General features: G+C 61.0%; 27 protein-coding genes, 1 tRNA gene and 2 pseudogenes. 18 read left to right on the forward strand and 12 right to left on the reverse strand.

Translation table 11 applies throughout. The features are described from left to right. The first annotated feature begins 12 nt into the window (after positions 1 to 12). The 4 genes from ACFSQT_RS16995 (at position 13) to ACFSQT_RS17010 (ending at position 3,467) form a co-directional block, all read left to right on the forward strand. Positions 13 to 1,176: a CaiB/BaiF CoA transferase family protein gene (locus ACFSQT_RS16995; RefSeq protein ID WP_379020547.1), complete on the forward strand. Its 1,164-nt coding sequence runs from the start codon at positions 13 to 15 to the stop codon at positions 1,174 to 1,176. A 35-nt stretch (positions 1,177 to 1,211) separates the two neighbouring features. Continuing rightward, on the forward strand, positions 1,212 to 2,003 hold the full coding sequence (locus ACFSQT_RS17000) for a HugZ family pyridoxamine 5'-phosphate oxidase (protein ID WP_379020549.1): 792 nt from the start codon (positions 1,212 to 1,214) through the stop codon (positions 2,001 to 2,003). A 141-nt stretch (positions 2,004 to 2,144) separates the two neighbouring features. Continuing rightward, the gene (locus ACFSQT_RS17005; RefSeq protein WP_379020929.1) at positions 2,145 to 2,489 is read left to right on the forward strand and encodes an ArsR/SmtB family transcription factor; all 345 of its coding nucleotides are present in this window, start codon (positions 2,145 to 2,147) and stop codon (positions 2,487 to 2,489) included. A gap of 174 nt (positions 2,490 to 2,663) precedes the next feature. Beyond that, positions 2,664 to 3,467, forward strand: a complete 804-nt coding sequence (locus ACFSQT_RS17010; RefSeq protein WP_379020551.1) for a TrmH family RNA methyltransferase — start codon at positions 2,664 to 2,666, stop codon at positions 3,465 to 3,467. 2 nt (positions 3,468 to 3,469) lie between these two features. Here ACFSQT_RS17010 and ACFSQT_RS17015 read toward each other — a convergent pair whose 3' ends face one another. Both ACFSQT_RS17015 and ACFSQT_RS17020 read right to left on the reverse strand, forming a co-directional pair. Continuing rightward, a complete protein-coding gene (locus tag ACFSQT_RS17015) occupies positions 3,470 to 4,597 on the reverse strand; it encodes a coiled-coil domain-containing protein (RefSeq protein WP_379020553.1) in 1,128 nt (375 codons plus the stop codon). A gap of 188 nt (positions 4,598 to 4,785) precedes the next feature. Next, positions 4,786 to 5,322 (reverse strand): DUF1134 domain-containing protein, encoded by a 537-nt coding sequence (locus ACFSQT_RS17020; protein ID WP_379020931.1) that lies wholly within the window; start codon positions 5,320 to 5,322, stop codon positions 4,786 to 4,788. Between the two features lie 410 nt (positions 5,323 to 5,732). On the opposite strand from ACFSQT_RS17020, the gene chpT reads away from it, so the two are divergent. Next, positions 5,733 to 6,362, forward strand: coding sequence for a histidine phosphotransferase ChpT (gene chpT, locus ACFSQT_RS17025; protein ID WP_379020555.1), 630 nt, complete (start codon positions 5,733 to 5,735; stop codon positions 6,360 to 6,362). Positions 6,363 to 6,365: 3 nt separating this feature from the next. On the opposite strand, the gene ACFSQT_RS17030 is transcribed toward chpT, so the two are convergent. Then, positions 6,366 to 6,596 (reverse strand): hypothetical protein, encoded by a 231-nt coding sequence (locus ACFSQT_RS17030; protein WP_379020557.1) that lies wholly within the window; start codon positions 6,594 to 6,596, stop codon positions 6,366 to 6,368. 12 nt (positions 6,597 to 6,608) lie between these two features. Between ACFSQT_RS17030 and ACFSQT_RS17035 the strand changes: the two genes are divergently transcribed. Next, positions 6,609 to 6,977: a response regulator gene (locus tag ACFSQT_RS17035; RefSeq protein WP_379020559.1), complete on the forward strand. Its 369-nt coding sequence runs from the start codon at positions 6,609 to 6,611 to the stop codon at positions 6,975 to 6,977. Between the two features lie 146 nt (positions 6,978 to 7,123). Here the strand turns inward: ACFSQT_RS17035 and ctrA are convergent, their stop codons facing one another. Further along, positions 7,124 to 7,819 (reverse strand): response regulator transcription factor CtrA, encoded by a 696-nt coding sequence (gene ctrA / locus ACFSQT_RS17040; RefSeq protein WP_006203583.1) that lies wholly within the window; start codon positions 7,817 to 7,819, stop codon positions 7,124 to 7,126. A 452-nt stretch (positions 7,820 to 8,271) separates the two neighbouring features. Between ctrA and ACFSQT_RS17045 the strand changes: the two genes are divergently transcribed. After that, positions 8,272 to 8,649: a flagellar export protein FliJ gene (locus ACFSQT_RS17045; RefSeq protein WP_111542795.1), complete on the forward strand. Its 378-nt coding sequence runs from the start codon at positions 8,272 to 8,274 to the stop codon at positions 8,647 to 8,649. A gap of 188 nt (positions 8,650 to 8,837) precedes the next feature. Here the strand turns inward: ACFSQT_RS17045 and ACFSQT_RS17050 are convergent, their stop codons facing one another. After that, positions 8,838 to 9,236 carry a winged helix-turn-helix transcriptional regulator gene (locus tag ACFSQT_RS17050; RefSeq protein WP_379020561.1) on the reverse strand — a complete coding sequence of 133 codons (399 nt, stop codon included), beginning with the start codon at positions 9,234 to 9,236 and terminating at the stop codon, positions 8,838 to 8,840. Positions 9,237 to 9,325: 89 nt separating this feature from the next. Here ACFSQT_RS17050 and ACFSQT_RS17055 point away from each other — a divergent pair, with 89 nt between their 5' ends. Continuing rightward, positions 9,326 to 10,252 (forward strand): NADP-dependent oxidoreductase, encoded by a 927-nt coding sequence (locus tag ACFSQT_RS17055; RefSeq protein WP_379020563.1) that lies wholly within the window; start codon positions 9,326 to 9,328, stop codon positions 10,250 to 10,252. Between the two features lie 76 nt (positions 10,253 to 10,328). Here ACFSQT_RS17055 and sciP read toward each other — a convergent pair whose 3' ends face one another. After that, on the reverse strand, positions 10,329 to 10,604 hold the full coding sequence (sciP, locus tag ACFSQT_RS17060; RefSeq protein WP_006203587.1) for a CtrA inhibitor SciP: 276 nt from the start codon (positions 10,602 to 10,604) through the stop codon (positions 10,329 to 10,331). Between the two features lie 289 nt (positions 10,605 to 10,893). Here sciP and mnmA point away from each other — a divergent pair, with 289 nt between their 5' ends. After that, the gene (mnmA, locus tag ACFSQT_RS17065) at positions 10,894 to 12,084 is read left to right on the forward strand and encodes a tRNA 2-thiouridine(34) synthase MnmA (RefSeq protein ID WP_379020566.1); all 1,191 of its coding nucleotides are present in this window, start codon (positions 10,894 to 10,896) and stop codon (positions 12,082 to 12,084) included. Between the two features lie 73 nt (positions 12,085 to 12,157). On the opposite strand, the gene ACFSQT_RS17070 is transcribed toward mnmA, so the two are convergent. Next, positions 12,158 to 13,123 carry a Gfo/Idh/MocA family protein gene (locus ACFSQT_RS17070; RefSeq protein ID WP_379020568.1) on the reverse strand — a complete coding sequence of 322 codons (966 nt, stop codon included), beginning with the start codon at positions 13,121 to 13,123 and terminating at the stop codon, positions 12,158 to 12,160. Between the two features lie 238 nt (positions 13,124 to 13,361). Here ACFSQT_RS17070 and ACFSQT_RS17075 point away from each other — a divergent pair. From ACFSQT_RS17075 to ACFSQT_RS17085, 3 genes are all read left to right on the forward strand, one after another. Then, a tRNA-Met gene (locus tag ACFSQT_RS17075) sits at positions 13,362 to 13,438 on the forward strand. A gap of 1,750 nt (positions 13,439 to 15,188) precedes the next feature. Further along, positions 15,189 to 15,506: a hypothetical protein gene (locus ACFSQT_RS17080; protein WP_379020570.1), complete on the forward strand. Its 318-nt coding sequence runs from the start codon at positions 15,189 to 15,191 to the stop codon at positions 15,504 to 15,506. After that, entirely contained in the window at positions 15,503 to 15,736 is a 234-nt protein-coding gene (locus tag ACFSQT_RS17085) for a hypothetical protein (RefSeq protein ID WP_379020572.1), read from the forward strand. Before ACFSQT_RS17080 ends, ACFSQT_RS17085 begins: the two co-directional genes overlap by 4 nt. On the opposite strand, the gene ACFSQT_RS17090 is transcribed toward ACFSQT_RS17085, so the two are convergent. Next, positions 15,683 to 16,381 (reverse strand): hypothetical protein, encoded by a 699-nt coding sequence (locus ACFSQT_RS17090; RefSeq protein ID WP_379020574.1) that lies wholly within the window; start codon positions 16,379 to 16,381, stop codon positions 15,683 to 15,685. The two genes, ACFSQT_RS17085 and ACFSQT_RS17090, sit on opposite strands and share 54 nt — an antisense overlap. Positions 16,382 to 16,442: 61 nt before the next feature. Between ACFSQT_RS17090 and ACFSQT_RS17095 the strand changes: the two genes are divergently transcribed. The 5 genes and pseudogenes from ACFSQT_RS17095 (at position 16,443) to ACFSQT_RS17115 (ending at position 19,211) form a co-directional block, all read left to right on the forward strand. Further along, positions 16,443 to 17,021 (forward strand): hypothetical protein, encoded by a 579-nt coding sequence (locus ACFSQT_RS17095; RefSeq protein ID WP_379020576.1) that lies wholly within the window; start codon positions 16,443 to 16,445, stop codon positions 17,019 to 17,021. Between the two features lie 289 nt (positions 17,022 to 17,310). Continuing rightward, positions 17,311 to 17,925: a hypothetical protein gene (locus ACFSQT_RS17100; RefSeq protein WP_379020578.1), complete on the forward strand. Its 615-nt coding sequence runs from the start codon at positions 17,311 to 17,313 to the stop codon at positions 17,923 to 17,925. Positions 17,926 to 17,965: 40 nt separating this feature from the next. After that, positions 17,966 to 18,146: pseudogene (locus tag ACFSQT_RS17105) on the forward strand (DDE-type integrase/transposase/recombinase); the annotation flags it as partial. Positions 18,147 to 18,554: 408 nt separating this feature from the next. After that, positions 18,555 to 18,791 carry a type II toxin-antitoxin system Phd/YefM family antitoxin gene (locus ACFSQT_RS17110; protein WP_172235090.1) on the forward strand — a complete coding sequence of 79 codons (237 nt, stop codon included), beginning with the start codon at positions 18,555 to 18,557 and terminating at the stop codon, positions 18,789 to 18,791. Between the two features lie 3 nt (positions 18,792 to 18,794). Next, complete coding sequence (locus ACFSQT_RS17115) at positions 18,795 to 19,211, forward strand: PIN domain-containing protein (RefSeq protein ID WP_379020580.1); 417 nt, start codon at positions 18,795 to 18,797, stop codon at positions 19,209 to 19,211. 495 nt (positions 19,212 to 19,706) lie between these two features. On the opposite strand, the gene panC is transcribed toward ACFSQT_RS17115, so the two are convergent. Together panC and panB are read right to left on the reverse strand one after the other, a co-directional pair. Beyond that, positions 19,707 to 20,597, reverse strand: coding sequence for a pantoate--beta-alanine ligase (panC, locus tag ACFSQT_RS17120; RefSeq protein WP_379020582.1), 891 nt, complete (start codon positions 20,595 to 20,597; stop codon positions 19,707 to 19,709). Next, positions 20,594 to 21,440, reverse strand: a pseudogene (gene panB / locus ACFSQT_RS17125) (3-methyl-2-oxobutanoate hydroxymethyltransferase). Before panB ends, panC begins: the two are co-directional and overlap by 4 nt. Before the next feature lie 406 nt (positions 21,441 to 21,846). Between panB and ACFSQT_RS17130 the strand changes: the two are divergent. Next, positions 21,847 to 22,314: a Ros/MucR family transcriptional regulator gene (locus ACFSQT_RS17130; RefSeq protein WP_379020584.1), complete on the forward strand. Its 468-nt coding sequence runs from the start codon at positions 21,847 to 21,849 to the stop codon at positions 22,312 to 22,314. A 170-nt stretch (positions 22,315 to 22,484) separates the two neighbouring features. Here the strand turns inward: ACFSQT_RS17130 and ACFSQT_RS17135 are convergent, their stop codons facing one another. Continuing rightward, positions 22,485 to 22,697, reverse strand: a complete 213-nt coding sequence (locus ACFSQT_RS17135) for a cold-shock protein (RefSeq protein ID WP_095081581.1) — start codon at positions 22,695 to 22,697, stop codon at positions 22,485 to 22,487. A gap of 381 nt (positions 22,698 to 23,078) precedes the next feature. Then, complete coding sequence (locus ACFSQT_RS17140; RefSeq protein WP_378924765.1) at positions 23,079 to 23,864, reverse strand: GGDEF domain-containing protein; 786 nt, start codon at positions 23,862 to 23,864, stop codon at positions 23,079 to 23,081. Between the last annotated feature and the right edge of the window lie 241 nt (positions 23,865 to 24,105).

A 24,105-nucleotide genomic window follows, 5' to 3' on the forward strand; every position in this document is an offset into this window, starting at 1 on the left:
ATGAGCGCCGGCTTGTCAACTGCCGGGAAGACCGGTCCGCTTGCCGGACTGAAGGTGATCGAGATGGCCGGGCTTGGCCCCGTGCCGCTGGCCGGCCTAATGCTGTCGGAGATGGGCGCCGAAGTGCTGCGCATCGAACGGTCGGGAACAGGCCGACCTCTCCTGTCGCTGCCGGATCAATACAACATCGACCGTCACGGCCGATCCATCCTGCGCCTCGACCTGAAGCGCCGGGAAGGCACCGATCTGATGCTGCGCCTTACCGAAAAGGCGGACATGCTGCTCGAAGGATTTCGCCCCGGTGTCATGGAGCGGCTGGCGCTCGGCCCGGAAGCGGTGCTGGCGCGCAATCCGGCGCTGATCTACGGCCGCATGACCGGCTTCGGCCAGGATGGACCGCTCGCGGGCCATGCCGGCCACGACATCACCTATCTCGCCTATTCCGGCCTGCTGCACGCAGTTGGCCACGCCGGCGGCCGTCCTGTCCCGCCGCTCAACCTCGTCGCCGATTATGGTGGCGGTGCCATGATGCTGGTTGCCGGCGTGCTGGCCGCCCTGTTCCAGCGCTCGCGCACGGGCAAGGGCGAGGTGATCGACGCGGCGATGGTCGAAGGTGCCTCGATGCTGGCGGCGCCCGTGCACGCCTTCATGGCGGCCGGGCTGTGGAGCGACAGCCGCGGCGCGAATCTTATCGATTCCGGCGCCCCCTTCTACGACACCTATGAGACATCAGACGGACGCCATGTCGCCATCGGCTGCCTCGAGCCGCAATTCTTCGCCGAATTCGCCGGTCTGCTGCCGCTCGACGAGCACTTCGTACGTGGTCAGTATGACAAGGCACTGTGGCCGCCGATGCGCGCAGCGATTGCCGATCGGATCCGGCAGAAATCACGCGACGACTGGGACCGGCTGTTTGCCGAAACCGATGCCTGCGTTGCCCCCGTCCTGTCCCTGAGCGAGGCGAAGCACCACCCACACAATCGGGCGCGCAACGCCTTTATGACGGCGGATGGATTTGAGCGCCCTGCCCCGGCGCCGCGTTTCTCCGGCTCGCGGCCGACACTGGCGACCAAACCCGCCGGCAACGATCTCGTCCCGTCGACAGTGCTGGCGCGTTTCGGGCTTTCGAAAAACGAGATTGACGGCCTTGTCAAATCCGGCTTGTTTGACAAATAAGCGGAGAGTGAAAATCAACTTATTGCGGTGGTGCCTTGGACGAACCGAAGAAGGACGTGATCCGCGAGACAGACGCCGAGGCGATCCGGCTGGGCAAGACGCTTCTGCGCAACGCTCGCTTTGGCGCGCTGGCGGTCATCGAACCACAGACAGGCTCGCCGCTGGCCAGCAGGGTCGGAGTGGCCACCGACATCGACGGCGCGCCGCTGATCCTGGTGTCGATGCTCTCGGCGCACACCGGCGCGCTGCTTGCCGATGCGCGCTGTTCTCTGTTGCTCGGCGAACCCGGCAAGGGCGACCCGCTGGCGCACCCGCGCCTGACACTGGTCTGCCAGGCGGCACGGCTTGAGCGCGGATCGAGCGAGCACGCCCGCGCCGAGCGCCGTTATCTCAACCGCAATCCCAAGGCGAAACTCTACGCCGGTCTCGGCGACTTTTCGATCTTCCGCCTCGAGCCGCAACGCGCCAGCCTCAATGGCGGATTCGGCAAGGCCTATCAGCTCGATCGATCGGATCTGCTCAGCAGCGGATCGATCGTCGAGGACCTTGCGGCGAGCGAACAATCCGCCATCGACCATATGAACGCCGACCATCTCGACGCGATTGCCGTTTATGCACAGCATTTCGCGAAAGTGTCCGGCAACGACTGGATCATTGCCGGATTCGACGCCGATGGCATGGATCTGGTGTCGGGTGACGATGTTTGCAGGGTTTTCTTCCCGCAACCTTTGCAGGCGGCACGCAAATTGCGGCCTGTTCTGGTCGATATGGCCAGGACCGGCCGCGCCGCGGCCGACGCCGAAACTGCACTTAATTATATTAGATAAAAAGCAACACTTGAGATTTGAAGGAAATGCTCTACCTTTTGTTGGTGACGCTGAATCGCAGCGCCTGGTCATAACTGAGTTTATGGAATCAGATGCCATTGCCCCCATGGTGTCAGGATGAACAAAAAGCATGGGGGATCGATGGTCTCGTCTAAGCTAATCGCCAATGCCGAATCGGCGGCCGAATTTCTGATGCTGATGGGCAATGAAAAACGGCTGCTGATCATGAGCTATCTGATCGACGGTGAAATGTCGGTCGGCGCCATCGCCGAGAAGGTGATGCTCAGTCAATCCGCCCTGTCGCAGCACCTGGCCAAGTTGCGGGCACTCGACCTCGTCGATACCCGTCGCGACAGGCAGATGATCTACTATTCCTGCAAATCGGATGCCGTGCGCGAACTGCTCGGCATGCTGGACGGCATTTTCGGCAGCGGCAAGGAGGACCTGTCCGAGATGGCGCACCGTTTGCGCCGCGCTGGAACCTGACCGCCGCCCTTGTAGCCACTTACCTCGCCGACGCTTTCAGGGCGGATGTGCGCCTATCCGGGCGCACAGAGGTAGATGATCGCCCTGAATTGTCGCATCGTGCTTCCCGAACCAAAGTAGGCTTCGGTGATCGGTCCGGATTTCCGGGCCGGTGCGCTGGGCCGCGAGGAATGCATGGATCCGATTCGTATCGACGACCCGCAAGACCCGCGCGTTGCCGCCTATCTCGATATCCGCGAGCGTGACCTCGCCGGCCGGCAAGGCCGCTTCATTGCCGAAGGCAAGGTGGTGCTCGACCTGCTGCTCTCGGCTGGGCATTTTGGCGCCGAATCGGTGCTGGTCCTGGAAAACCGGCTGGCCGGCCTCGAGGGTATCCTGCGCAAGGCGCCGGCGGACCTCCCGGTCTATGTCGCCACCGGCGCGGTGATGGACGCAATCGCCGGGTTTCATATGCATCGCGGCATCCTGGCCATAGGCCGCAAGGGGACGCCGCGGCCGGTCGAGGCCGTGCTCGATGCCTTGCCGGCGCGGGCGCTGGTCGTGGTGCTCGTCGGCATCGCCAACCATGACAATATGGGTTCGATCTTCCGCAACGCCGCCGCCTTTGGCGCCGATGCGATACTCATAGATGCGACATGCTGCGATCCGCTTTACCGCAAGGCGATCCGCGTTTCCGTCGGCGCCGCGCTCAAGATACCTTTCGCGTCATTCATCGACACCGCCGGCTTCACGGCAATGCTCGCCCAACGGAGCTTCGAACAATTCGCGCTGTCGCCGCGCGGGCAGACCGACATACGCGATGCGCGGCGGAGCGAGCGTTTGGCGCTCTATCTCGGCACCGAGGGCGAAGGCTTGCCAGACAGCCTGCTCGCACGCCTGCACACCGTGCGGATCTCCATGTCGGAAGGCTTCGACAGCCTGAACGTCGCCGCGGCATCAGCCATCGCGCTGCACCATTTCTCGGCGAACAGGAACTGATTTCAGCTCGTCGCGTCAGCCTTCTGCAGCGCTCGTACCCGATCCGCGAGGCTGCGGTCACCGTTGCCGGAGCGTGCATCTGACGGTGCCGCCAATGCCTTGGCGATCGGCGAATCGGGCCCCTCGAGCTTGGCCGTCAGGTGGACGACCTCCGCCGCCAGTTCGTTCATCTGCTCGCGCAAGGCGGAGCTGCTGTCCGCGGGATTCGACGCGGCCATCGCGCTGAGATCCGCCTTCAGCCGCTGGTTCTCGCGCGCCAGCGCCGTCAGCCTCGCCTCGAGCCGCTCACGGTCGCTGTCGAGCTTGGCAATTGCCTTGTCGACGTCATCGCTCTTCGCGACGTTGCCGACCAGCCGCAAGGCTGGCATGCCATCCTCGGCTTTCGACTTTTCGCGCAGCCGCGCCAGTTCCTTCTCGCGACGGTCGAGCTTGTCCTCGCGATCGGCAAGTGTCGCCAGCAGCCGTTCGACCTTCTTGTCGAGCTCGACGGTCTTTTTCTTCTCGGCCTTCAGGGCGTCGCGCGCGGCCTTGCTTTCGGCCGCGATCTCCTGGCCGCGCCTGTCCGCCTCCTTGCGCTGGCCGCGCAGCAGCGCAATGTCGCTGGCGAGTTTCTGCAGCTCGGATTCGCGCGCCACGAGTTCGATCTGTCGGCTGCTGGAGGAGAAGCTGGCGTCGTCATACATGAGCCCCAGCTTTTCGAGCTCGAGCGCGCGCTTCTCCAGCTTGCGTTCGGTTTCCTTGAGCCGGTCCGACAGACCGTGCAACTCCTCCTCGCGCTGCCGCAGCATGTCGCTCTTGGCGCCCAGTTCGCTCAGCACCTGGTTCTTCTCCATTCGCTCGACCGCCAGACCCTTGAGAGCTTCGTGGCCGCGACCGATCTCGACGAGTTGTTCGGCCGCCTTCTCGCGCAGCGCATTGACGCTGATTTCGAGGCGACGCGTCGACATGGCATACTCGGCGCGGATGCGATCCTTGTCCGCCAGGATCTCGGTTTGCGTCAGAGGTATCGAGGCTTCGATGCGTTTGCGCGTCAGAGCGACGGCACGGCGCCATATGGCCGGAGCAACCATAAGCGCCAGAAAGCCGGCACAGAGAAAGCCGAGGACGAAGAACAGGACCGACTGAACCAAGTGACTACCCGTTGTGGACGGCAACCGCCAAACTAATGCATGTCGCCCAAAAATGGGAGCCGGTTTTGGGACAACGACATGCAACAAGATAAAGCCAAAAGCGCGTGGAGCGCTTTTGATTGTGCCACGTTGGCATGGCGGAAATCCAGCGTTGCGGCAAGCGTTTGCCGCAACGGAGCGGGTTTAGCTCAGAACGGATTCCACGTGGCGCGTTCGGTAAGCTTCAGATAGCCGAGATTGACGCCGAGCCGGGCACCGACGCCGGTGCGGATCGGCACCAAAAGCACATTGTTGTTCTTCAGCACGTTGAAGCCGAGGCCCGCCACCACATAGGCCGAACCAGCGACGCCGCCATAGCGGTTATAGAGGTTGCTCACATCGTCAAGATTGTAGACCAGCATCATCACCCGCGACCCCTCGCCGCCGAAATCCCAGCCGAGCGACGGGCCTTGCCAGAACACTTTGTGATCGCCGGCGTTCTTGGTGTAGAGCGTGCCTTCGCCATAGGTCAGGCCGCCGATCAGCGCGCCCGAGCCCTCTTCGCCCAGCAGATAGCCGTTGGGCAGGCCGTAGGAGGCAAAAATCTTCTCGACGACCGTGGCGAGCCCGCCCGATGTCGCGCCGAAGAACTTGTGACCGGAATCGACGATCTCCTGAGCGGTATATTCCTGGGCCCGCAGGGCCGACGTCGAGAAGACGAGAACGCCCATGAGCGCGATCGCCATTGATACGACACGGACAAAAGTCCGGTCAGTGACACGGAAAAAACTCCGGTCGTAGAATCGGGAAAACATGCTTCCAATCTCCGTCAGGGAGCACTTTCGCCGACGCCTCGCACCCCGTACGGCTCTTTTAGCCGGCCGTTAAGGGTAACTGTTACGGGCAAACTATGCCGTAATCCTTTTTCAACCATTAAGCTCCCACATGAACATGGCGGTTCAAAGGCTGTTTGGGGTCGCTTGGGTGGGGTCGGCGGCCTGTGTGAACACGCCATTTGCCATACCACAATTTGGATTTGTTGCTGCACGCACGGGCGCTGTGTATTCAGAGAGCCCGAGGGAGAGCGTGATTCGTGCGGGCAGGCGACGATCGTCGCTCGGCCATGGGTTATGAAATTTTGCAGGGATTTTTGCCGATGGCCGATCTGTTCACCCTTTCCGCACCCGATCTCGCGGCACTTTTGTGCAGCCGGGTCTGCCACGACATCATTTCGCCGGTCGGCGCGATCAACAACGGGCTCGAACTGCTCGACGAAGGCGGCGCCGACGAGGACGCTATGAAGCTGATCCGCCAGAGCGCCCGCAACGCCTCGGCCCGTCTGCAGTTTGCCCGCATCGCTTTCGGCGCCGCCGGCTCGGCCGGCATGCTGATCGATACCGGCGATGCCGAAGCCGTCGCCATCGCCTTCCTCAAGAACGAGAAGCCGGAACTGACCTGGAACGGGACCCGCGCGCTGCTGCCCAAGAACAAGGTCAAGCTGCTGCTCAACCTGCTCCTCGTCGCCAACGCCGCCATTCCGCGCGGCGGCAAGCTTTCCGTGACGCTGGAAAACCTCGAAACCGAGCCGCGTTTCGCGCTTGCCGCGAGCGGCCCGATGCTGCGCGTTCCGCCGAAATTCCTCGAACTGCATTCCGGCCACAAGCCGGAGGAACCGATCGACGCGCATTCCGTGCAACCCTATTACACGCTGCTTCTGGCGCGCGAAGCCAACATGACGATATCTATTCACGCGACGCCGGAAGAAATCGTGCTTTCAGCGGCCTGAAATTCACGACAATTCCCTAGAGAAGCGAAGTATTTCAATCCGCAATACCGGTGGCGGCGCTTCGATCGAGGTGGGATGAGCTTCACCGAGCTGGTTGCGCCGAAGCATTGCGAAGAACAGCCCGCCAATGGCATCTTTAGCAAAAATTTTACCTAATGGCTTTTCGGCTTCTTTACCAGATCGGCTTATGGTGCCTTTCGGATACTCCGACGCTACCGGATTGCCAAAAGGCAAAAGGACCCGGAAATGAAACGCTGCATGTTCGTCGACGATTCAAGCGTCATCAGGAAGGTTGCAAAACGCATCCTGGGCGGCTCCGATATGATTGTCATCGAGGCAGCCAGCGGACTTGACGCGCTGGAGATGTGCGCCGCCGACATGCCCGACATCATCGTCGTCGACGGTGCCTTGCCTGACGTCGCGGCGGTCGATCTCATCCGTCGCGTGCGCGCCATGGAGAGCCCGACAAAGCCGCAGATCCTGATTTCGCTGGTCGAGCTCGATATCGCTTCGATCATGCGGGCCAAGCGCGCCGGCGCCCAGGGCTATCTCTTGAAGCCATTCAACCGGCCGCAACTGCTCGAGCGTTTTCGCGCCTTGAAGATCGCCGCCTGATTCGGCGGCCTGGAGCAGTTCCAGAAAAAGTGCGCGACGGTTTTCCGTCCAAAATCGCGTCAAATAAATAGCTATCAGCCCATCACGCAAAAACCCGGCCGGAGCCGGGTTTTTTGTCGAAGAAAAGTTTGAAGCGACTCGCCGCCCTAGGCGCTGACGCGGATGTCTTCCGGTTCGCGCAGCACATAGCCGCGACCCCAGACCGTCTCGATGTAATTCTGGCCGCCGGATGCCGCGTCGAGCTTCTTGCGCAGCTTGCAGATGAAGACGTCGATGATCTTCAGCTCGGGCTCGTCCATGCCGCCATAGAGGTGGTTGAGGAACATTTCCTTGGTCAGCGTGGTGCCCTTGCGCAGCGAGAGCAGCTCCAGCATCTGATATTCCTTGCCGGTGAGGTGCACGCGCTGGCCGCCGACTTCGACGGTCTTGGCATCGAGGTTGACCACCAGGTCGCCCGTGGTGATGACCGACTGGGCATGGCCCTTGGAGCGCCGCACAATGGCATGGATGCGGGCGACCAGCTCATCCTTGTGGAATGGCTTGGTCATGTAGTCGTCGGCGCCGAAGCCGAGGCCGCGCACCTTGTCCTCGATACCGGCCATGCCGGAGAGGATGAGGATTGGCGTCTTCACCTTGGACAGGCGAAGCGTTCTCAAGACTTCATACCCCGACATGTCGGGCAGATTGAGGTCAAGAAGGATGATATCGTAGTCGTAGAGCTTGCCTAGATCGACACCCTCTTCGCCGAGGTCGGTCGTGTAGACATTGAAACTTTCCGATTTCAGCATCAGTTCGATGCTTTGTGCGGTTGCACTGTCATCTTCTATCAGCAGAACACGCATTTCATTCCCCTTTTCTGCTGCCGGACCATTTCACGACCCGTCCGGACCCGGAGCAGTGGTTGCCTTGTGCAGAGGCTGCCATCAAATGGTTAACAAAATCTAATTTCCCGTCCATCACGGTACCAGATTTTTTAACCTCTTTCTACACCCTCTTGAATCTAATAACGAATCACAGAACCAAATTCCTAATGCAACACATTAACAACCTGGACTAAGTGACTCCAGGGACTCATTGACGCGGCTCCCGCATCGGCGGCCGGAATTTTTACCCGGCCTTAAGTCCTGAGCCGTATGATTAACAATGCCCGTAAACGAATGGTTACCGCCGGCAAAAAACTTTAGGGTTTTGTTTCCCATAGTTCGGGGAAAGGCGGTGGACACGGGTGATGCCTGGGCCTTTCCAGGTGGTTTGGACGATATGTGCGGGTGTGCGTTTCCGGGAGTACCGAATCATGAAGTCACGTGAAAACCTCGTTCGGCTGAAACAGTTTCAGGTGAATGAGAAGCGGCGGCAGCTGCTGCAACTCGACATGATGATCGCCGAGTTCGAACGCATGGCCGTCGAGCTGGAGCTTCAGATCACCGCCGAGGAAAAGAAAGCCGGCATCACCGACATCAACCATTTTGCCTATCCGACCTTTGCCAAGGCAGCGCGTTTGCGTCGCGACAACCTCAGAAATTCGCAAAGCGACCTCGCCCAGCAGCGAAGCACTGCCGAATCATTACTCGGCGAAGCTGAAGCGGAGCTTTCCAAGGCTGAAATGCTCGAATCACGCGACACCAAGATTCGCGAATCCGAGGTCGGCGGTCGCAGTGCCATGATCGGCTGAAATCCGGCCTGTCGGTGACAGTCGGTGCCTGTCCCTCGGGCATGCGCAAGCATCCAGGTTTCGGCCAGGCCAACCGAAAGCTGCCTTGAAGCGCATCGCGCTTGAACGGATTCAGCCGACGCGCTTCAGGTCTTCGTTTTTATGCATGTCGTGCTCCCTTAACCGGGGCCACTTTTGGGCGACATGCATCAGGCGGCCAAACCGCCTTCATTTGCGGCAGCTGACCGCGCCCTGGCATCCTTGATGTCCGACGCATGCTGTTCCGACCACGACCTGATCTGGTTGAGCAGTCCTGCAAGGTTCTGGCCGAGCTCGGTCAATTCATATTCGACACGCGGCGGAATGACCGGGAATATCTCGCGCCGCACCAGACCGTCGCGCTCGAGCACACGCAGCGTCTGCGTCAGCATCTTCGGCGTGATGCCTTCGAGCTTGCGGGCTAGCTCGCCATTGCGCAGCCGGCCTTTGCGCAGCGCGCAAACCACCAGATAGACCCATTTGCTGGCCAGCATCTCGAGCACGGTATGCGAAGCGCATGTCCGCCGGAACGCATCATAGCCGAAAGGGGAATCGTCATCACTATCCATGAGGTATCTATATATCAGGCAGGTACATACTGGACAAGAGATTATTACTATCCAAATGATAGTGGCGCCAACCAAGCAGGAGATATCCCATGCGTGCCGTTATCCAGAACTCCGTCGGCGGACCCGACGTCCTTGTCATTGCCAATCAGCCCGACCCCGCACCAAAGGCCGGCGAGGTGCTGGTCCGTGTCAAGGCAGCCGGCATCAATCCGGTCGATGGCGCCGTCCGCGCCGGCTACTATCCCCTGCTCGGCGAGCCGCCCTTCATCCTGGGCTGGGATATCTCGGGAACCGTCGAGGCGCTTGGCGCCGGTGCCTCCGGCTTCAAGGTCGGCGACGAGGTGTTCGGCATGCCGCGCTTCCCCAAGCAGGCCGCGGCTTACGCGGAGCTGACGGCCGTGCCTGCCGATGAAATCGCGCTGAAGCCGGAGCGCGCCGACCACATCCAGGCAGGCGCATTGCCGCTGGCCGGCCTCACCGCCTGGCAGGGTCTCGTCCGCCATGGCGAACTGCAATCGGGCCAGCGCGTGCTGATCCATGCCGCAGCCGGTGGCGTCGGCCATCTGGCGCTGCAGATCGCCAAGGCGCGCGGCGCCTATGTCATCGCCACCGCCAGCCCGCAAAAGCTCGATTTCGTCCGCTCGCTCGGCGCCGATGAGGTTCTCGACTACACCAAGGGCGATTTCGCCGACACGGTTCGCGACGTCGATCTCGTGCTGGATCCCTTTGGAGGCGACCATGCCGATCGTTCGCTAAGGGTGGTCAGGAACGGCGGCGGGCTGGTGTCCTTGCTGAACGTGAACGACGCCACCAGGGCGCACGCCAGCGCGCGCGACATAAGGGTCGAGCGCATGTCCGTGGTACCCGATCGCGAAGGCCTGCTGGAACTCGCCCGGCTGATCGATGCGAAAAAGCTCGCCGTCCATGTGGCGAAAAGCCTCCCGCTCGAGCAGGCAGGTGCGGCTCACGCCTTTCTAGCCACCAGGCCGATCGGCAAAGTGGTGCTGACGGCCTGAGCCAAAAGACTCGCTCGAAAATCGAAAAACAATGGGCGCGGAGTGCCGCGCCCTTTGATCTTTGTTCTGATCGGCTCTAATGCCGATATTGCTGGATGCGCGTGGTGCGCAGCCCGGCAAGGCCATATTCGTCGATCGACGCCTGCCAGGACAGGAATTCCTCGGTGGTGAGCTTGTAGCGCTGGCATGCCTCTTCAAGGCTCAACAGCCCGCCGCGCACCGCCGCAACCACTTCCGCCTTGCGCCGGATAACCCAGCGACGTGTATTTGTCGGCGGCAGATCGGCAATCGTAAGAGGGCTGCCGTCAGGCCCGATAACATACTTGACTCTCGGTCTAACCAGATCGGTCATCGTACTCTCTACAAAAAACTCAAAGACCCAATCCCCGCCACGTTACCGCCACAGCTTTAAAAATTGCCTAAGCAGACCCTAATGACTAGGTAAGGATCATGAACGCCGCGTTAGTCTTTTCGCCGGCATTTGAAACATCGGCCTGGAAGCGCCGGCGACGCGCGGAAAAATCTCTCCATTCGCCGGATCGGTGCCTGCTTGCCGATCGGCCCTGCAAGCTGGCGCAGCCGGAAAGCTTGACCTATATTCCCGTCATTGGCATTCAGGCGCCGCGCAGAACGAAAGAACCATGAACAGCCTCGATCTTCCCGGACGTCCCGAAAACACCCGCATCGTCGTCGCCATGTCGGGCGGCGTCGATTCGTCCGTCGTCGCCGGCCTGTTGAAGCGCGAAGGCTATGATGTCGTCGGCGTCACCTTGCAGCTCTACGACCATGGCGCGGCAACGCACCGGGCCGGCTCATGCTGCGCCGGGCAGGACATCGACGATGCCCGCCGCGTCTCCGAGACGCTTGGCATTCCCCATTATGTGCTCGACTACGAGGAACGCTTCCGCAAGGCGGTCATCGATCCCTTCGCCGAAAGCTACGTTGCCGGCGAGACGCCGATCCCGTGCGTTTCCTGCAATCAGACGGTGAAGTTCGCCGATCTTCTGGCCACCGCCAAGGAGCTTGGCGCCGACGCGCTGGCCACCGGCCACTATATCCGCTCCGGCGCCAATGGCGCCCACCGCGCGCTCTACCGGCCGGTCGACGCCGACCGCGACCAGAGTTATTTCCTGTTCGCCACCACGCAGGCGCAGATCGACTATCTGCGCTTCCCGCTCGGCGGCCTGTCGAAGCCGCAGGTTCGCGGCATCGCCGAGGAGATGGGGCTGACGGTTGCCGCCAAGCAGGACAGTCAGGACATCTGCTTCGTGCCGCAGGGCAAGTATTCCGACATCATCGCCAAACTGAAGCCGACTGCTGCCAATCCGGGCGACATCGTCCACATCGATGGCCGCGTGCTCGGCCGCCACGAAGGCATCCTGCGTTACACGATCGGCCAGCGCCGCGGCATCGGCATCGCTTCCGGCGAACCGCTTTACGTGGTCCATCTCGACGCCGACCGCGCCCGCGTCGTGGTCGGGCCGCGCGAGGCGCTGGAGACGCACAAGATCTATCTGCGCAACATGAACTGGTTGGGTGACGGGCCGCTGGCCGATGTTCCCGCCGGTGGCCTGGAGCTGTTCGCCAAGGTCCGCTCGACGCGCCCGCCGCGTCCGGCCGTGCTGCATCACCGCGATGGCGTGACATGGGTGGAACTGGTCGACGGCGAGTCCGGCATCGCGCCCGGACAGGCCTGCGTCCTCTATTCCGACGACGGCAACGAGGCGCGCGTGTTCGGCGGCGGCTTCATCGAGCGTTCGGAGCGTGGCGCCGAAGCCGAGGCCATGCTGACCCGGCTTGCCGCCAGGCCGGCGCGGATTCCCGCCGAATAAAGGCTATCCTCTCGGAGACGGTTTCGAAATTCGCTCTGGCGGTGGCCGCCGGCGTAGAGTTCCAAACGGTCTTTCAGGAACTGGACGTGGTGTGCGTGACCGTACCGGCGGTCAGGATACGCAGCACCCTGATCGCTTCCTCGCCGCTGGTGCGCGGCTCGGCTCGCGTCTCGATGCTCTGGATGAAATGCTCCAGCTCACGCGTCAGCGGCATGCCTTGGGCAACCGCGACATAGGACGGCTCATTGGTGGTGAAGGCCCATTGGCCGCTGTCCTGCCACACCGCGTGGCGGTATACGGCAAGCTTGCGTTCCCATGGCTCGACATCGTCGAACACCGCCATCGCCTTGGTGCCGACCACGGTCAGCCGCCGCTCGCGATAGGGATTGAGCCGTGAGGTGAAGAGATGGCTGCGCAGGCCGTTGGGAAAGCGCATATGCAGATGCGCGAAGTCGCTGAGATTGTCGAGCAGGGCGGCGCCCTCCCCGCGCACCTCGATCGGCTCGGTGCCGGTGATCGCCAGGATCATCGACAGATCGTGCGGCGCAAGGTCCCACAGCGCGTCGTTCTCGGTGTGGAACTTGCCGAGGCCGAGCCGGTGCGAATGGATGTAGCGGACTTCGCCGAGTTCGCCCTTGTCGATCAACGCTTTCAGCGTCTCGAAGGCGGGATGGAAACGCAAGACATGGCCGACCATGAAGACGCGGCCATTGTCCTTGGCCGCCTTCACAGCGCGCTCGGCATCCTCCACCGTCAGCGCGATCGGCTTTTCCACCAGTATGTCCTTGCCGCCCTCGGCGGCGCGCACGGCAAGATCGGCATGGAATTGCGGCGGCAACGCCATGACGATGGCGTCGATATCGTCACGGACGAACAACTGGTCCGGCTCGATCGCCAGGCAGTCCTGCTCGCTGGCAAAGCCTTCGGCGCGGGCACGGTTGGCGTCGGAGACCGCGTGCAGCGCGCCGAGCGCCTTGAGGGTGCGGATGTGGTTGCTGCCCCAGTATCCGCAACCGAGGACTGCAATGCGCGGTTTCATCTGTTTCAACTCTAAAAACTCGTGGCCGAGACATAGCGACGTGCCCCCACGAACTCAACCCCGCCGGCTGCAACCAAATGTCCGCGCGGCAAAGCTTTTCGACAATGGCAATAAGCCGGCGCGCCGGTTGCTTCGAAGCTTGACAGGCTCACCCTCCCAACCTTATATCCGCGCGACCTTGGCGAACGCCCCGACATGCCTTTCGATTTAAGGCGGATTTCGGGCCTTTCGCCGCCCTGGCGGGGTAGCTCAGTTGGTTAGAGCACGGGAATCATAATCCTGGGGTCGGGGGTTCAAGTCCCTCTCCCGCTACCAAATTTCTCCAAGGATATCATAGGCTTAGGTGTCGATGTGACACCTAAGCCGCCCTCGCTATCGGTGTCTCCTATACATTTATACCGTTTCCATACCGTCGAGGAGTCGATTCAGGTATAGCTACGACGGTCAACAAAGTTGGCGGGAGTGCCACCCCGGAGGCGCGGCATGACCTTCCCCGCAAGCCGGAAAGCACACTAGCCTCGTGCTTCCGACAGGTCGTGCCGCCGTCCCCGTTCGGAGAACCTTCTCGCATATCCACGCGGCTAGGCCTGTGTGGTGCGGCATATCCGATGACAGCATGGACGGATGCAACATTCGATGCCGCACCGCGTGCGGCACACACATCATCTGACGGGACCGGGAGAGCGCCAGCCCTCCCGGCAACCCCTATTCCGGGATCTAGCCGCCTGCGGATTCCAACCGCCACCTCCGACGAAGCGGCGCTCTCTCTCGGCCCTCTCGGGTTGCCCAGGGTGCCATCCCGGTTGAGCTACGCGGCTAGGACTGGAATGCGGCGCCATGATCCGGACGTCAACTGGCCTGCGAAATCATGAACGAGGCAACAGGGCCGCACACTGTTTAAATGCATCTGTCGCGACAGCAGTCATCACTGGATCGTCTTGCATCGGCGTCGGCTCGCGAAACGTAATAAAGGCCGCGGCGACCGTCCGTGCGGTTGGCCATTTCATTTTGTCGGCGAGGCAAGTGCAGAACGACTGCTTGTCCTCAGCCCGCGCGAGCTGCGCGACCCATTGGTTGTTATCGCGAAGGCGGCATAGCGAGTAGCGAAGCTGCGGAGACCGCTGACCCTCCTGACGATGAAGTATCCGACTACGGTCGGCACGGTCACGAGTCCGAAAGCAGAGGCCCAGTCCTCGTGGAAAGCTGCTGTGACGACGTATGCCACAACGACGAGAGCGAAGAAGGCCAGCCAGTGGCCCCGTATCGCGCTGCTCGGCGGCACGACCACTCCGGCTCCATCGTTTCCATGATGACCTCTCCGTTCCCCGCAGGAACGTTACATGCACGCCGTCCCGACGGATAGGCCTTCACGCCCGTTTCCGGTGGAGACCATTGAACGGCATTGACCCGGAAGAGGAATTTGTTCTTATCTCGTTCCTATGGAGATCGAGACCCTCGGAGATGCTTTAACCATAACGTGAGGCTGACGGCGCGGTGCATCTGGGGCAATCGTGAAGGCCTGAAGACGATCCGCGAGTGCGGCAACCGATATCAGCTGGACGTGTCTTCGATGCTCTGGACGCGAGGCCGCGACTTCCCGTTGAGCCGTCTCTCGCAACGTCTTCGGTGCCCGAAGTGCGGCTCGCGTCTGGTCGCCGTAGGGATTAGCATGCCGAGCACCGCAGGAACTGCGGCTGCAAGGATTGCCCGCTGAGCGCGACAAAGCCGTTTCAAGTATAGCGAATGCGCGGTTTTCTTATATGTTCCGCTCGAATTGACAGCCGCAGGCACCCGTTTACGCGCCGACGTCAGCGTTCCAGCAGACCGTGGATTCGATCAGAATGCTCGTCCGCTCGGCCGTGCGTACAAGCCTCCGTCTGGACGCCTCGCACTCCGCCATCGAGGAGAACCTGACGTCTGTGACGACGTACGTCCCGCAGGACTAGCCGACGCAGAATCGGCGGCATGCAAAAACCTAATCCGCCCGGCGGATTCAATTCGATCGGCACCTTTAGATCTTTCCTAGATCCCTATAGCTACCATGCCTTCAACACAGGAGGCAGGCATGGCACGTCAGGGTATGGATATCGGAACATCGGTCGGCCTTCAGGCTACTGCGCTCGGCGCGGGCCTCGGAGCCATCATCTATACCGGGCACGCCCAAGCGATGGAACGCGCCCGTCAGGACCGCGAGGCGCGCGAGCAAGCAGCATACGACGCTGCCGTGTCCGCAGCATTCGGCAACGCCGAGGCACTCGGCCGGATCGCCAGGCAAGCCGTCCGCGATCTCGCCGCGGCGAACGCGGAGATCGCGAAGCTGCGCGCGGCGCTGGCACAGCGGCAGGCATATATCCACCGTCAGCGCCAGCGGGTGGCAGCATGAAGAAGGCGAAAGTCGACGCCCTGTTCGAAGAATTCAGAGACTTGCTGCACGAGTGTCCGGAAGCGGAGCGCGCGCTGCGCGACTATCGCGCGCTCCGCAATGGACAGTCGATGGCCGCAGCCCGCGCTCGGATGCGCGAGCATGAGCTGCGGAAACGGGAAGAAGCCTGGAACGCGCTACGCGAGCAACTGCGTGCGAGCGGCGTGAGCGTCTCGGATTCGAGTCATTAACATGTCGCGCGCCGGGTCCCTGACGGGCATCGGTTCTTCGATCTGAGAAGCCGCCGGCGGGATCGGTAGGCCGACGACGCCGCACTTTCGCCCGGTCACCGCCAGTTCGCACGCTTTCGGTCCTGCGGTGACGAGGCGCTGCAAGTCCTCCTCGTGCAATCCCAGCAGCCAGTCTGTCTGCTCGGCCGTCAGGCCGGAGATGTCGACCGCGCCGCGGATCGCCGGATCGAGGGCTGCCGCATACTGATGAACCGACATCCCGACATCTGATGCGAGCGCGTGATCGTTCGCGACCTCTCGCGTGTACCCGTCCCTGTATTCCTGGCGGACGTCCTCCGGGGTTGTCGACGGCTGGGGCAGCTGCGGCATTGAGGGCGGCCCGACGCCGAGCAATCTGCAGATCGAGGCGACCAGCGCGAGGACCGCGCGCAGGATCGCCCGGACGGCCTCCAGTGCCAGACGGATGACAGATTTCATATGAGGAACTCCTAAAATGATCGGCGTGTGGCAATCCTCCCAGATTTGTCGGCAAGAGACATGCAAATTTTTGAAGCTAAATTTATTTATGAAGGCCAGCAAAAGCCTGAAAGTTGCACTTTGCAACTTGTAAAATAAATTTGAAAACGGGCTTGTTATGAGCCTCATTACACACAATCCTTTTGTTGTTAGGGACGCACTGGGCGGCTCCGACATCGCAGGAAATAAAATGGCAAACTTCACGATGACGGACGTTGGCTTCTACGCCAGCGGGGGCAAGCCCGCGCTGCGGTTCAGGCTCGCGGGCGCCGGCCTTGACGGCGGCTTTCGCCACCTCGAGTTCAGCCCTGAATCCGGCAGGCTCTCCGGAACGGGTGACGGCTTCGCGGACCTAACCTTAGGGGAATCCCTCGACGTCGGGGGCCGCTTGGGAAAGTGGCTCGACGAAAACGACCCCTGGGATTTCATCAATGGCTGCAGGCCCGTGCAGGTGGACGTCGCTAACATCCGCTGGGGGCGCGACGAAGCGGACAACGGCCGCTGGGCGCTCCTGTTCGACCTGCCCGGCCGCCCTGGCGCGTACCTGGAGTGGCTCGACGACGACGGAGACTTGGTCAGCAAGCGCGAGGAGAACGTCCTCGTCACGCGCCTGGGCCTGCCTCTCGACGAAGCCGACGCGATACGCGGCAAGCTCCAGCAGTGGCTCAGGAACAACTGGGTCTGGACGTACATCAACTCGGACGAACGCGAGATGGCGAGAGTGGCCGCGGCCGAGGAATTGGCCGCTAACCAAGAACGGATGCTCTAATGAGAACCGCACACACTACGCCGCTGATATTGCGATGCAGACCCAACGGCAGCTCAACCCCGCGTCCAGCGCATGCGAGATGGCACGCTCCATCCCTCGAAGCACAGTCATCCGGGTGACCGCTCTTCAGGTATGCTGCCCTCGCCTTGTCGGCCTCCCGGACAGAGTTCATGGAAGCTGGGTCCAGCTCGCGGCATGCCGCGTCGATCATCTGCTACACGCGGACGCTGCCTGACTGGGATTGGGCAGCCTTCGCAGGCGGCGGTGCCCAATCGGAAGCGAGGGCATCATGAGAACCGCATCGCATCAGGAAATCCGGGATCACTACGTTGCAGTCCGCGACATCCTGAAACGCGCAGGTTGGGATTCGCATCGCATAGCCTGCGAGATCGGCGTCGCGAGGCAGACGTCTTATCAATACGGCTTCAAACCGGAGACGCGCGGTTCTCGAGTCATCCCGCCCGACAAACTCGACAGGCTGCGGGATTTCGCAACCGATATCGAGGCCGAACTCAGGGAGCTCGGCTTCCCCGCTTTCCTTCCGCGCGCCGAGCACATGTGGGTCGTCTTCGGGGCGGGACTAAAGCTGCTTTTGCAAACGACGTCGCCGTGGCGGGCAGCTTGGCATGCCGCCCGGCATTGCGGGGTCGCGATGCCCGGCAAGAACAACGTCATGCATCGGTCGAGGACGCTCTCGGATAACGACGAGCTGTGCGTCGAATGGTTGGGCTTCCGGCACGGCGGCCTCGTCACGAAAGAGGACGCGATGTTCATTTCTGATGTCGATGAATTCCTCGTCGAACGGGTCGGGCATGAGCACGCGGGTTGGCGCATCCAGCCCTCGGCGGATCAGGTCCAGCGCATGCGAGAGCTGCACGAAAGGAGATTTCTCGATGCTGCGTAAGCCCTCCCGCATGGTGCCTTGGTATGGCACACCGCCGTGCCGCGCCATCGACAGTGTCGGCGACACGGTCGAGTTCTTCTTCAGCGAGAACCGTGACTGTTGGCCGCAAGGCGCTTCATCCGCAAAGCGTTGGCAGCATCACGGCCGACCTGATCGTGTCGTCATAGACGGCAGCCAGACGAACCGGGGCAATCATTGCCTGCGATGGCGAAAGCAGGCTTTGACAATTGGTCCGCCCGCTTTTGGTAATCCAGGTAAGACGAGCTGGCGTTACCTGATAGGCAAGCAGTCCCGGACTGCCAATTATGCGACTTTTTCGGGCACAGACCGGAGCAGTCGTTACTGCGGCAACACCGTCGGTTACCTCTCGCTGTCAATAAGACTTGCAGAGAGAGGTAAGCACTTTGCAATATTGAGAAACATTAAATTTGACCGGCGAAAGTCACGTAATCTATCTTTGGAACAGATATTGTGCAACTTTACTTTACGTTACGTTGAGTCATGGTGCACCATACAAGTTATGATATGGGCTGTGAGGTGACGTCCTGGGCACAACTCACGCAGGGTTCGTTTGACGGAACGTGCCCTTCCACATATATTCTGGCCACATGGTCATTTTGGAGACGCCAATGAAAAACATCACCGTAGTGGAGGCGAAATCGCGCTTCTCGGCTTTGCTGGCGGAAGTCGAAGCTGGCGAAGAAATTGCCGTCACCAGGCATGGCAAGGTGATCGCGCGCCTTGTTCCCGATCATCCCCGCGTTGCAGCCGACGCCTTTCGTGATTTCTGGGCCGATGCCGATGAAATTGATCTGATCGCGCCAGAGGATGAGCCGGCTGAAGATGTAATCGCGTTGGACGATTAGATCGTGCCGTCGCTCTACCTTCTTGACACGAATATTCTGATCGCTGCCCTGAAAGGCCGACCCGAGGTACGAAGACGGCTGGAATCCGAACAACTGAGCGCCATGCGGCTATCGGCTATCGTGCTCGGCGAATTGCAATTCGGGGCGGAGAAAAGCGCTTATGGCGACCGCAACCGCGCTCGCCTGGCCGCTCTGGCTCAACGGCTCCCGTTAGTCGGGGTCGAGCACGACACAACGCGGCATTATGCAAAGATTCGAGCATTTCTGGAGCTTCAAGGAACGCCAATTGGGGCCAACGATACATGGATTGCCGCGCAAGCGTTGGCGATCGACGCCACGCCGGTCGCAGACAATGAGCGCGAGTTTTCCCTCGTGCCTGGACTGGCACTCGAAAACTGGTTGGAACATGGGCAACCGTGACCTTGTCTATCCTAGGAAACCCGACTGCAGTGACGGTTCGGGCCTCACTCACCTGCCAAGCCAATATCCGCCGGGTCGGGAACCGCCGCCTCGAAAATCTCAAGATAGCTCTTACGTCTCTGGGCTCTTGTGGAGGCGCGCTTGCGAACCTTCCCGCCGATAATTTCCTTTAGCTTCTCGGCCGTTGGCTAAGCGCCGTTCATTTTTGGCGAAACGCTTGGCGATGATCCGGGTAACCGTTGAATGGCCGAAACCGCTTCGCAATAGTTTCGCAATAGCGAGGTCGCTCGACCAATTCGGAATGATCCGGCATTGTTGGTGACGTAGCCGGTGAACTCTGAAATAGCCCGTGATGGGAACATGGACCAGCGAGGCGCTTCGAATGGGGCCGGAAACTGCGTACGCCACCGCCGGAAACATCCGTGCTATCGGGGTGGCAAGCTCACCCGCGCAGGGAGTCGAGGGTTTTGAGGCAGACTTGGATGCGTCAGAGACTTAAGCGGCTGCAGGTGAAGCAAACCTTTTGGAAGTGCTTTGCTTTGGCCGGACGCACACATTGTCAACGAGCCGGATGTCCCCCAGCCATGCGGCCACGAGGATGCGTGTCGATCTGTCCGCGGCGTCGAGCGGCGCGAGGTCATCGTCGGCCCGCAGTTCAAGATACTCGACTTCTTTGTAGCCGGCCGCCAGGATTGCCTGCCGCGCCTCAATGAGTACGTCGTCGGCTGTCGCCCCTGTCGCCAGCCGCTCGGCCAACGCGAACAGGATTTCCGCGAGGCTCGGCGCCGCCTGTCGCTGTACGGACGAGAGGCGAAGGTTGCGCGACGACATTGCCAGACCGTCGGCTTCGCGCACCGTCGGGCAAGCGACGATCTCGATCGGAATATCGAGATCGCGCGTCAGCCGGCGCACGACGTGCAACTGCTGGAAGTCCTTCTCTCCGAAGAAGGCCAGATCGGCGCCCGTCTGCAGAAAGAGCTTGGCTACGACAGTTGCCACGCCGTCGAAATGGCCGGGACGGTACGCACCGCACAACCCATCGCTCACCCCGCTCACCGAGACCGCGGTGGCGAAACCTTCCGGATACATTTCAGATGCGTCGGGTGCGTAGAGCATATGGGCACCCAGCGGCGCGAGCTTGGCAGCGTCCTCGTGCTCCGTTCGTGGATAGGCGGCAAGGTCAGCCTCATTGTTGAACTGTCTCGGGTTGATGAAGAGTGTCACGATCACCCGATCCACGCGCTCTAGCGCCGCCCGCACCAGGCTGAGATGGCCTTCATCCAGCGCGCCCATCGTCGGCACGACGGCAACCTTGAGGCCTTCGCGACGCCAGGCTGAAACAATGCTGCGCAATTCCGCAACGGTCCGGACGATCGGTATGCTCACGCTGCCTCTCTTCCTTTGACGGTCTTCGGCGCATCGCCGAAGACATGCTCGGCCGCAGGAAAATGGCGCTCGCGTATATCCTGCGCATAAGCCGCGATCGCCGCTTCGGCAATTTGTCCGAGCTCTGCGTAACGCTTGACGAATTTCGGGCGGAAGTCGCCGAACAGGCCAAGCATGTCGTCGACCACCAGGATCTGCGCGTCGCACGCCGGCGAGGCGCCGATTCCGATCGTCGGGACGGCCACCTCTTCGGTGATCCGCCGGGCGAGCGGCTCAGGCACCTTTTCCAGAACGACCGAAAAAGCACCGGCCTGCGCCACTGCCTTGGCATCGCGCCGGATGCGCTCACCGTCCTCGCCCCAGCCCTGCACAGGATAGCCGCCGAAAGTATTGACCGCCTGCGGGGTTAGGCCGACATGGGCCATGACCGGTACGCCACGCGCGGCGAGAAAATGGATCGTCTGCGCCATTGCCTCGCCACCCTCGATCTTGATGGCCGCACAACCGGTCTCGGCCATCACCCGGGCTGCGTTTCGGAAAGCCTGCCCGGGACCTTCCTCATACGAGCCGAACGGCATGTCGACGACCATGAGCGCACGCTTGAGGCCACGCCGCACCGCCTTGCCGTGTAGGATCATCATGTCGAGCGTCACGCCGAGAGTCGAAGGCAGGCCGTGGAGCACCATGCCGACGCTGTCGCCCACCAGCACAACATCGCAGTGCGGATCGATGAACCGGGCGACCGGGGTCGTGTAGGCTGTCAGGCAGACGAGCGGAGCCTGGCCTTTACAGCAAGCGAATGTCCGGCGGCGTGATCGCCTTGGTCTCAGCAGATGTGCTCAAGCGAAGCCTCCTTCCCTAGGGTTACCCATCGCCGGTGTCGCCTTTGGCATATTTTTGTGCAGCTGCGAAGAGCAAACGGCTACGTCTCGGGATAGGCGCCCACGGACCATCGGTGCAGTTCCAGCCCCCGCTGCACGCTTGCCAGGCGCATTCATTCAGCTCCACCGCAACGATCAAGTTGGATGATAGGCGATCCCGCACTATGGCGGTACTTTCGCCGACAACCGCAGTGCCGTAGAGTGCCGATCAGCTCCCCATCAACGTGATATGGGCGGGAAGCGCTGCTACCAACCGCGGTGCAGGACGAGCATCGCAATAGTCTTGCCTGGGCTTTATTGCTTTCCGCGGCACCCGCCACTATGTAGCGACACTTCGCCGACTGTCTTTCAAGCATCCGGAGTGTTTCATGACAGAAGAAGCCGAAAACAACATCGACGTCCTCATCGAGCTCACCGCCGATGTCGTCTCAGCCTATGTCTCCAACAATCCGGTCCCGGTAGGTGATCTCCCTGCCCTCATCGGCCAGGTGCACGCGGCACTCAAAGGCACTGCCGGCACCAGCGTTTCCGCAGAAGAAGCGGAGGCTCGCAAGCCTGCGGTATCGATCAGGAAGTCAGTAACACCGGACTACATCATCTGCCTTGAGGACGGGAAGAAATTCAAATCGCTGAAGCGCCATCTGTCGACCCATTATGGGCTGACGCCAGACGACTATCGCGCCAAATGGGGTCTGTCGGCGGATTATCCCATGGTCGCGCCGAATTACGCCGCTGCGCGTTCGGCGTTGGCCAAGACGATGGGGCTCGGCCGCAAACCGAAAGAGCCGGAAACGCCGGCGCCAACGAAGCAGACCCGCAAGAAGGTCGCAGCCTGATTTCAGAAATCGTGGTTTTTGTGGAGCGCGCAAGCTGCCATCGGCACCATCTGCATCTGCCCGGAATGTGAAAAGGCGGGGTCCAGCCCCGCCTTCCCTTTCAAACAGCTTTGGCTTCCCAGCCTGGATGCACCTTGTCCATCGGCTGTTGCCAGGACGCTGGAGAAGATTCAGCCAGCTTTGCTGAGGCTGCCAGCAGAGGACTTGCCAGTGCGGCGGTCCTGTTCGATTTCATAGTTGATCTTCTGGCCATCGGCGAGGGTCGAGAGCCCCGCTCGCTCAACGGCGGAAATGTGAACGAAAACATCCTGACCGCCATTGTCAGGCTGGATAAATCCAAATCCCTTACTGCTGTTGAACCACTTCACGGTTCCAGTCGCCATATGCGTGTTCCTTTGTAACAATTGCAACGTGGGCAGGCCGTCCGGCCAGTCCCGATTCATAACCGAACTTTGGAGTTGGGCGCAGCAAAAAACGAAAAATTGCAAGGCCCGGTAGATCGGCGGCCGGCAGCTCGCTCACTGCAATGACCCTATTGTCAGCAAGCACGTCCTGCGCTCTCGCTCTCGCGCATGGCCCAGAACGACCCGCGATCTGAAGCCCGGGCGGTCTCATCGCTCCGAGGAATTGCAAATCCAGGCCTAGCGCTGCCGGGCCGACGTAGCGAATGTGGCACCGACGGCCACCGGTCCACCAAAAAAATCCATCAGCACCACCAGGCCGCGGCGTGTTTTTCCATCGGCCTCTCTCCCAGACGGGGTTGGTTACGGTGTCACGACTCGCAACTTGGCTGCTTCATAATCGAACGAAACGCGGTTCCGCCCACGTTGTTTCGCTTCAAAAAGGCATCGTGCGGCAGTGCGGAGGACATCCTGAGTATCTGCACCATGAGGGATTTCCGCACCACCGATGCTGACGGTCACCTTCACGCCGTCTTGTTGCCCTTTCACGCCAGGAACCCGCTCGATATGACGACGGATCTTCTCCGCAATGGTCTTTGCCTGCTCTTTGCGGATGTGGCGTAGCAACACCCCAAACTCTTCCCCGCCAAGGCGACCGATCCCGTCTCCTGGGCGCGTTGTATAGATGAGCGCCTTCGCAATCCGAACCAGAGCTTCGTCACCCTTGGCATGGCCGTGCTTGTCGTTGATTGACGAGAAGTGATCGGGATCGATGAGGAGAAGGGTGTCGCATTCCCCTTCATCGCGGCTTCTATCCATCCTTGCGATGAATTCACCGCGACTAAGAAGTCCTGTCATCGGGTCATGACTGGTGACGAAGGTGAGCCTGCTATGCGTCTCTTTCAGGGCTGCATGAGACTTCTCCAACTTGTCGCATGTTTCCTGGATCGTTTCCGCCTGGGTGAAAATGTAGGCACTGACCGGCATCCCGATGAGGATGGGAATGAAGGTGCATTCCACCCAGCTCAGCCAGTCGATGGGCATCTGCAGCGCAAGCCGAGCCGTAAAAGACAAACCGAAGGTTGCGACGACTGCAATTATCGTCACGACTATTGATTTGCCCAGAATACGCCTGCGACGCGGTGTCATGCGGTTCCTTTAGATACTGGCGCTGAACAAGCTCTTACGAAGTCCATTAAGATTATTTCGGACGCGAAAGGCAAGGAAGCGCAACTGTCGCCGTTCAAGGTCGCGACAGCGAGCCGGTAGCTGACAGAGCGGCGAATTTTAGCAACGGTTAAAATTCGAGTTTTTCGAATCTGCCGGCGTTAGTTTTCGGATGCTACCCAGCCTGCGCAGATGGTGAGCGTGGAATATGCGTGGTCCAGGT

The organism is Mesorhizobium calcicola, from assembly GCF_042682105.1.
In the GTDB taxonomy this organism is placed as follows: Bacteria; Pseudomonadota; Alphaproteobacteria; order Rhizobiales; family Rhizobiaceae; genus Mesorhizobium; species Mesorhizobium calcicola.

Bases quoted from the DNA above. Each gene is read 5' to 3' on its own strand.
- ACFSQT_RS17005 (WP_379020929.1), top strand. From the start codon at position 2,145: ATGGTCTCGTCTAAGCTAATCGCCAATGCCGAATCGGCGGCCGAATTT.
- ACFSQT_RS17010 (WP_379020551.1), top strand. From the start codon at position 2,664: ATGGATCCGATTCGTATCGACGACCCGCAAGACCCGCGCGTTGCCGCC.
- ACFSQT_RS17020 (WP_379020931.1), bottom strand. From the start codon at position 5,322: ATGGCGATCGCGCTCATGGGCGTTCTCGTCTTCTCGACGTCGGCCCTG.
- chpT (WP_379020555.1), top strand. From the start codon at position 5,733: ATGGCCGATCTGTTCACCCTTTCCGCACCCGATCTCGCGGCACTTTTG.
- ACFSQT_RS17035 (WP_379020559.1), top strand. From the start codon at position 6,609: ATGAAACGCTGCATGTTCGTCGACGATTCAAGCGTCATCAGGAAGGTT.
- ctrA (WP_006203583.1), bottom strand. From the start codon at position 7,819: ATGCGTGTTCTGCTGATAGAAGATGACAGTGCAACCGCACAAAGCATC.
- ACFSQT_RS17045 (WP_111542795.1), top strand. From the start codon at position 8,272: ATGAAGTCACGTGAAAACCTCGTTCGGCTGAAACAGTTTCAGGTGAAT.
- ACFSQT_RS17050 (WP_379020561.1), bottom strand. From the start codon at position 9,236: ATGGATAGTGATGACGATTCCCCTTTCGGCTATGATGCGTTCCGGCGG.
- ACFSQT_RS17055 (WP_379020563.1), top strand. From the start codon at position 9,326: ATGCGTGCCGTTATCCAGAACTCCGTCGGCGGACCCGACGTCCTTGTC.
- sciP (WP_006203587.1), bottom strand. From the start codon at position 10,604: ATGACCGATCTGGTTAGACCGAGAGTCAAGTATGTTATCGGGCCTGAC.
- mnmA (WP_379020566.1), top strand. From the start codon at position 10,894: ATGAACAGCCTCGATCTTCCCGGACGTCCCGAAAACACCCGCATCGTC.
- ACFSQT_RS17070 (WP_379020568.1), bottom strand. From the start codon at position 13,123: ATGAAACCGCGCATTGCAGTCCTCGGTTGCGGATACTGGGGCAGCAAC.
- ACFSQT_RS17080 (WP_379020570.1), top strand. From the start codon at position 15,189: ATGGCACGTCAGGGTATGGATATCGGAACATCGGTCGGCCTTCAGGCT.
- ACFSQT_RS17085 (WP_379020572.1), top strand. From the start codon at position 15,503: ATGAAGAAGGCGAAAGTCGACGCCCTGTTCGAAGAATTCAGAGACTTG.
- ACFSQT_RS17090 (WP_379020574.1), bottom strand. From the start codon at position 16,381: ATGAGGCTCATAACAAGCCCGTTTTCAAATTTATTTTACAAGTTGCAA.
- ACFSQT_RS17095 (WP_379020576.1), top strand. From the start codon at position 16,443: ATGGCAAACTTCACGATGACGGACGTTGGCTTCTACGCCAGCGGGGGC.
- ACFSQT_RS17100 (WP_379020578.1), top strand. From the start codon at position 17,311: ATGAGAACCGCATCGCATCAGGAAATCCGGGATCACTACGTTGCAGTC.
- ACFSQT_RS17110 (WP_172235090.1), top strand. From the start codon at position 18,555: ATGAAAAACATCACCGTAGTGGAGGCGAAATCGCGCTTCTCGGCTTTG.
- ACFSQT_RS17130 (WP_379020584.1), top strand. From the start codon at position 21,847: ATGACAGAAGAAGCCGAAAACAACATCGACGTCCTCATCGAGCTCACC.
- ACFSQT_RS17135 (WP_095081581.1), bottom strand. From the start codon at position 22,697: ATGGCGACTGGAACCGTGAAGTGGTTCAACAGCAGTAAGGGATTTGGA.
- ACFSQT_RS17140 (WP_378924765.1), bottom strand. From the start codon at position 23,864: ATGACACCGCGTCGCAGGCGTATTCTGGGCAAATCAATAGTCGTGACG.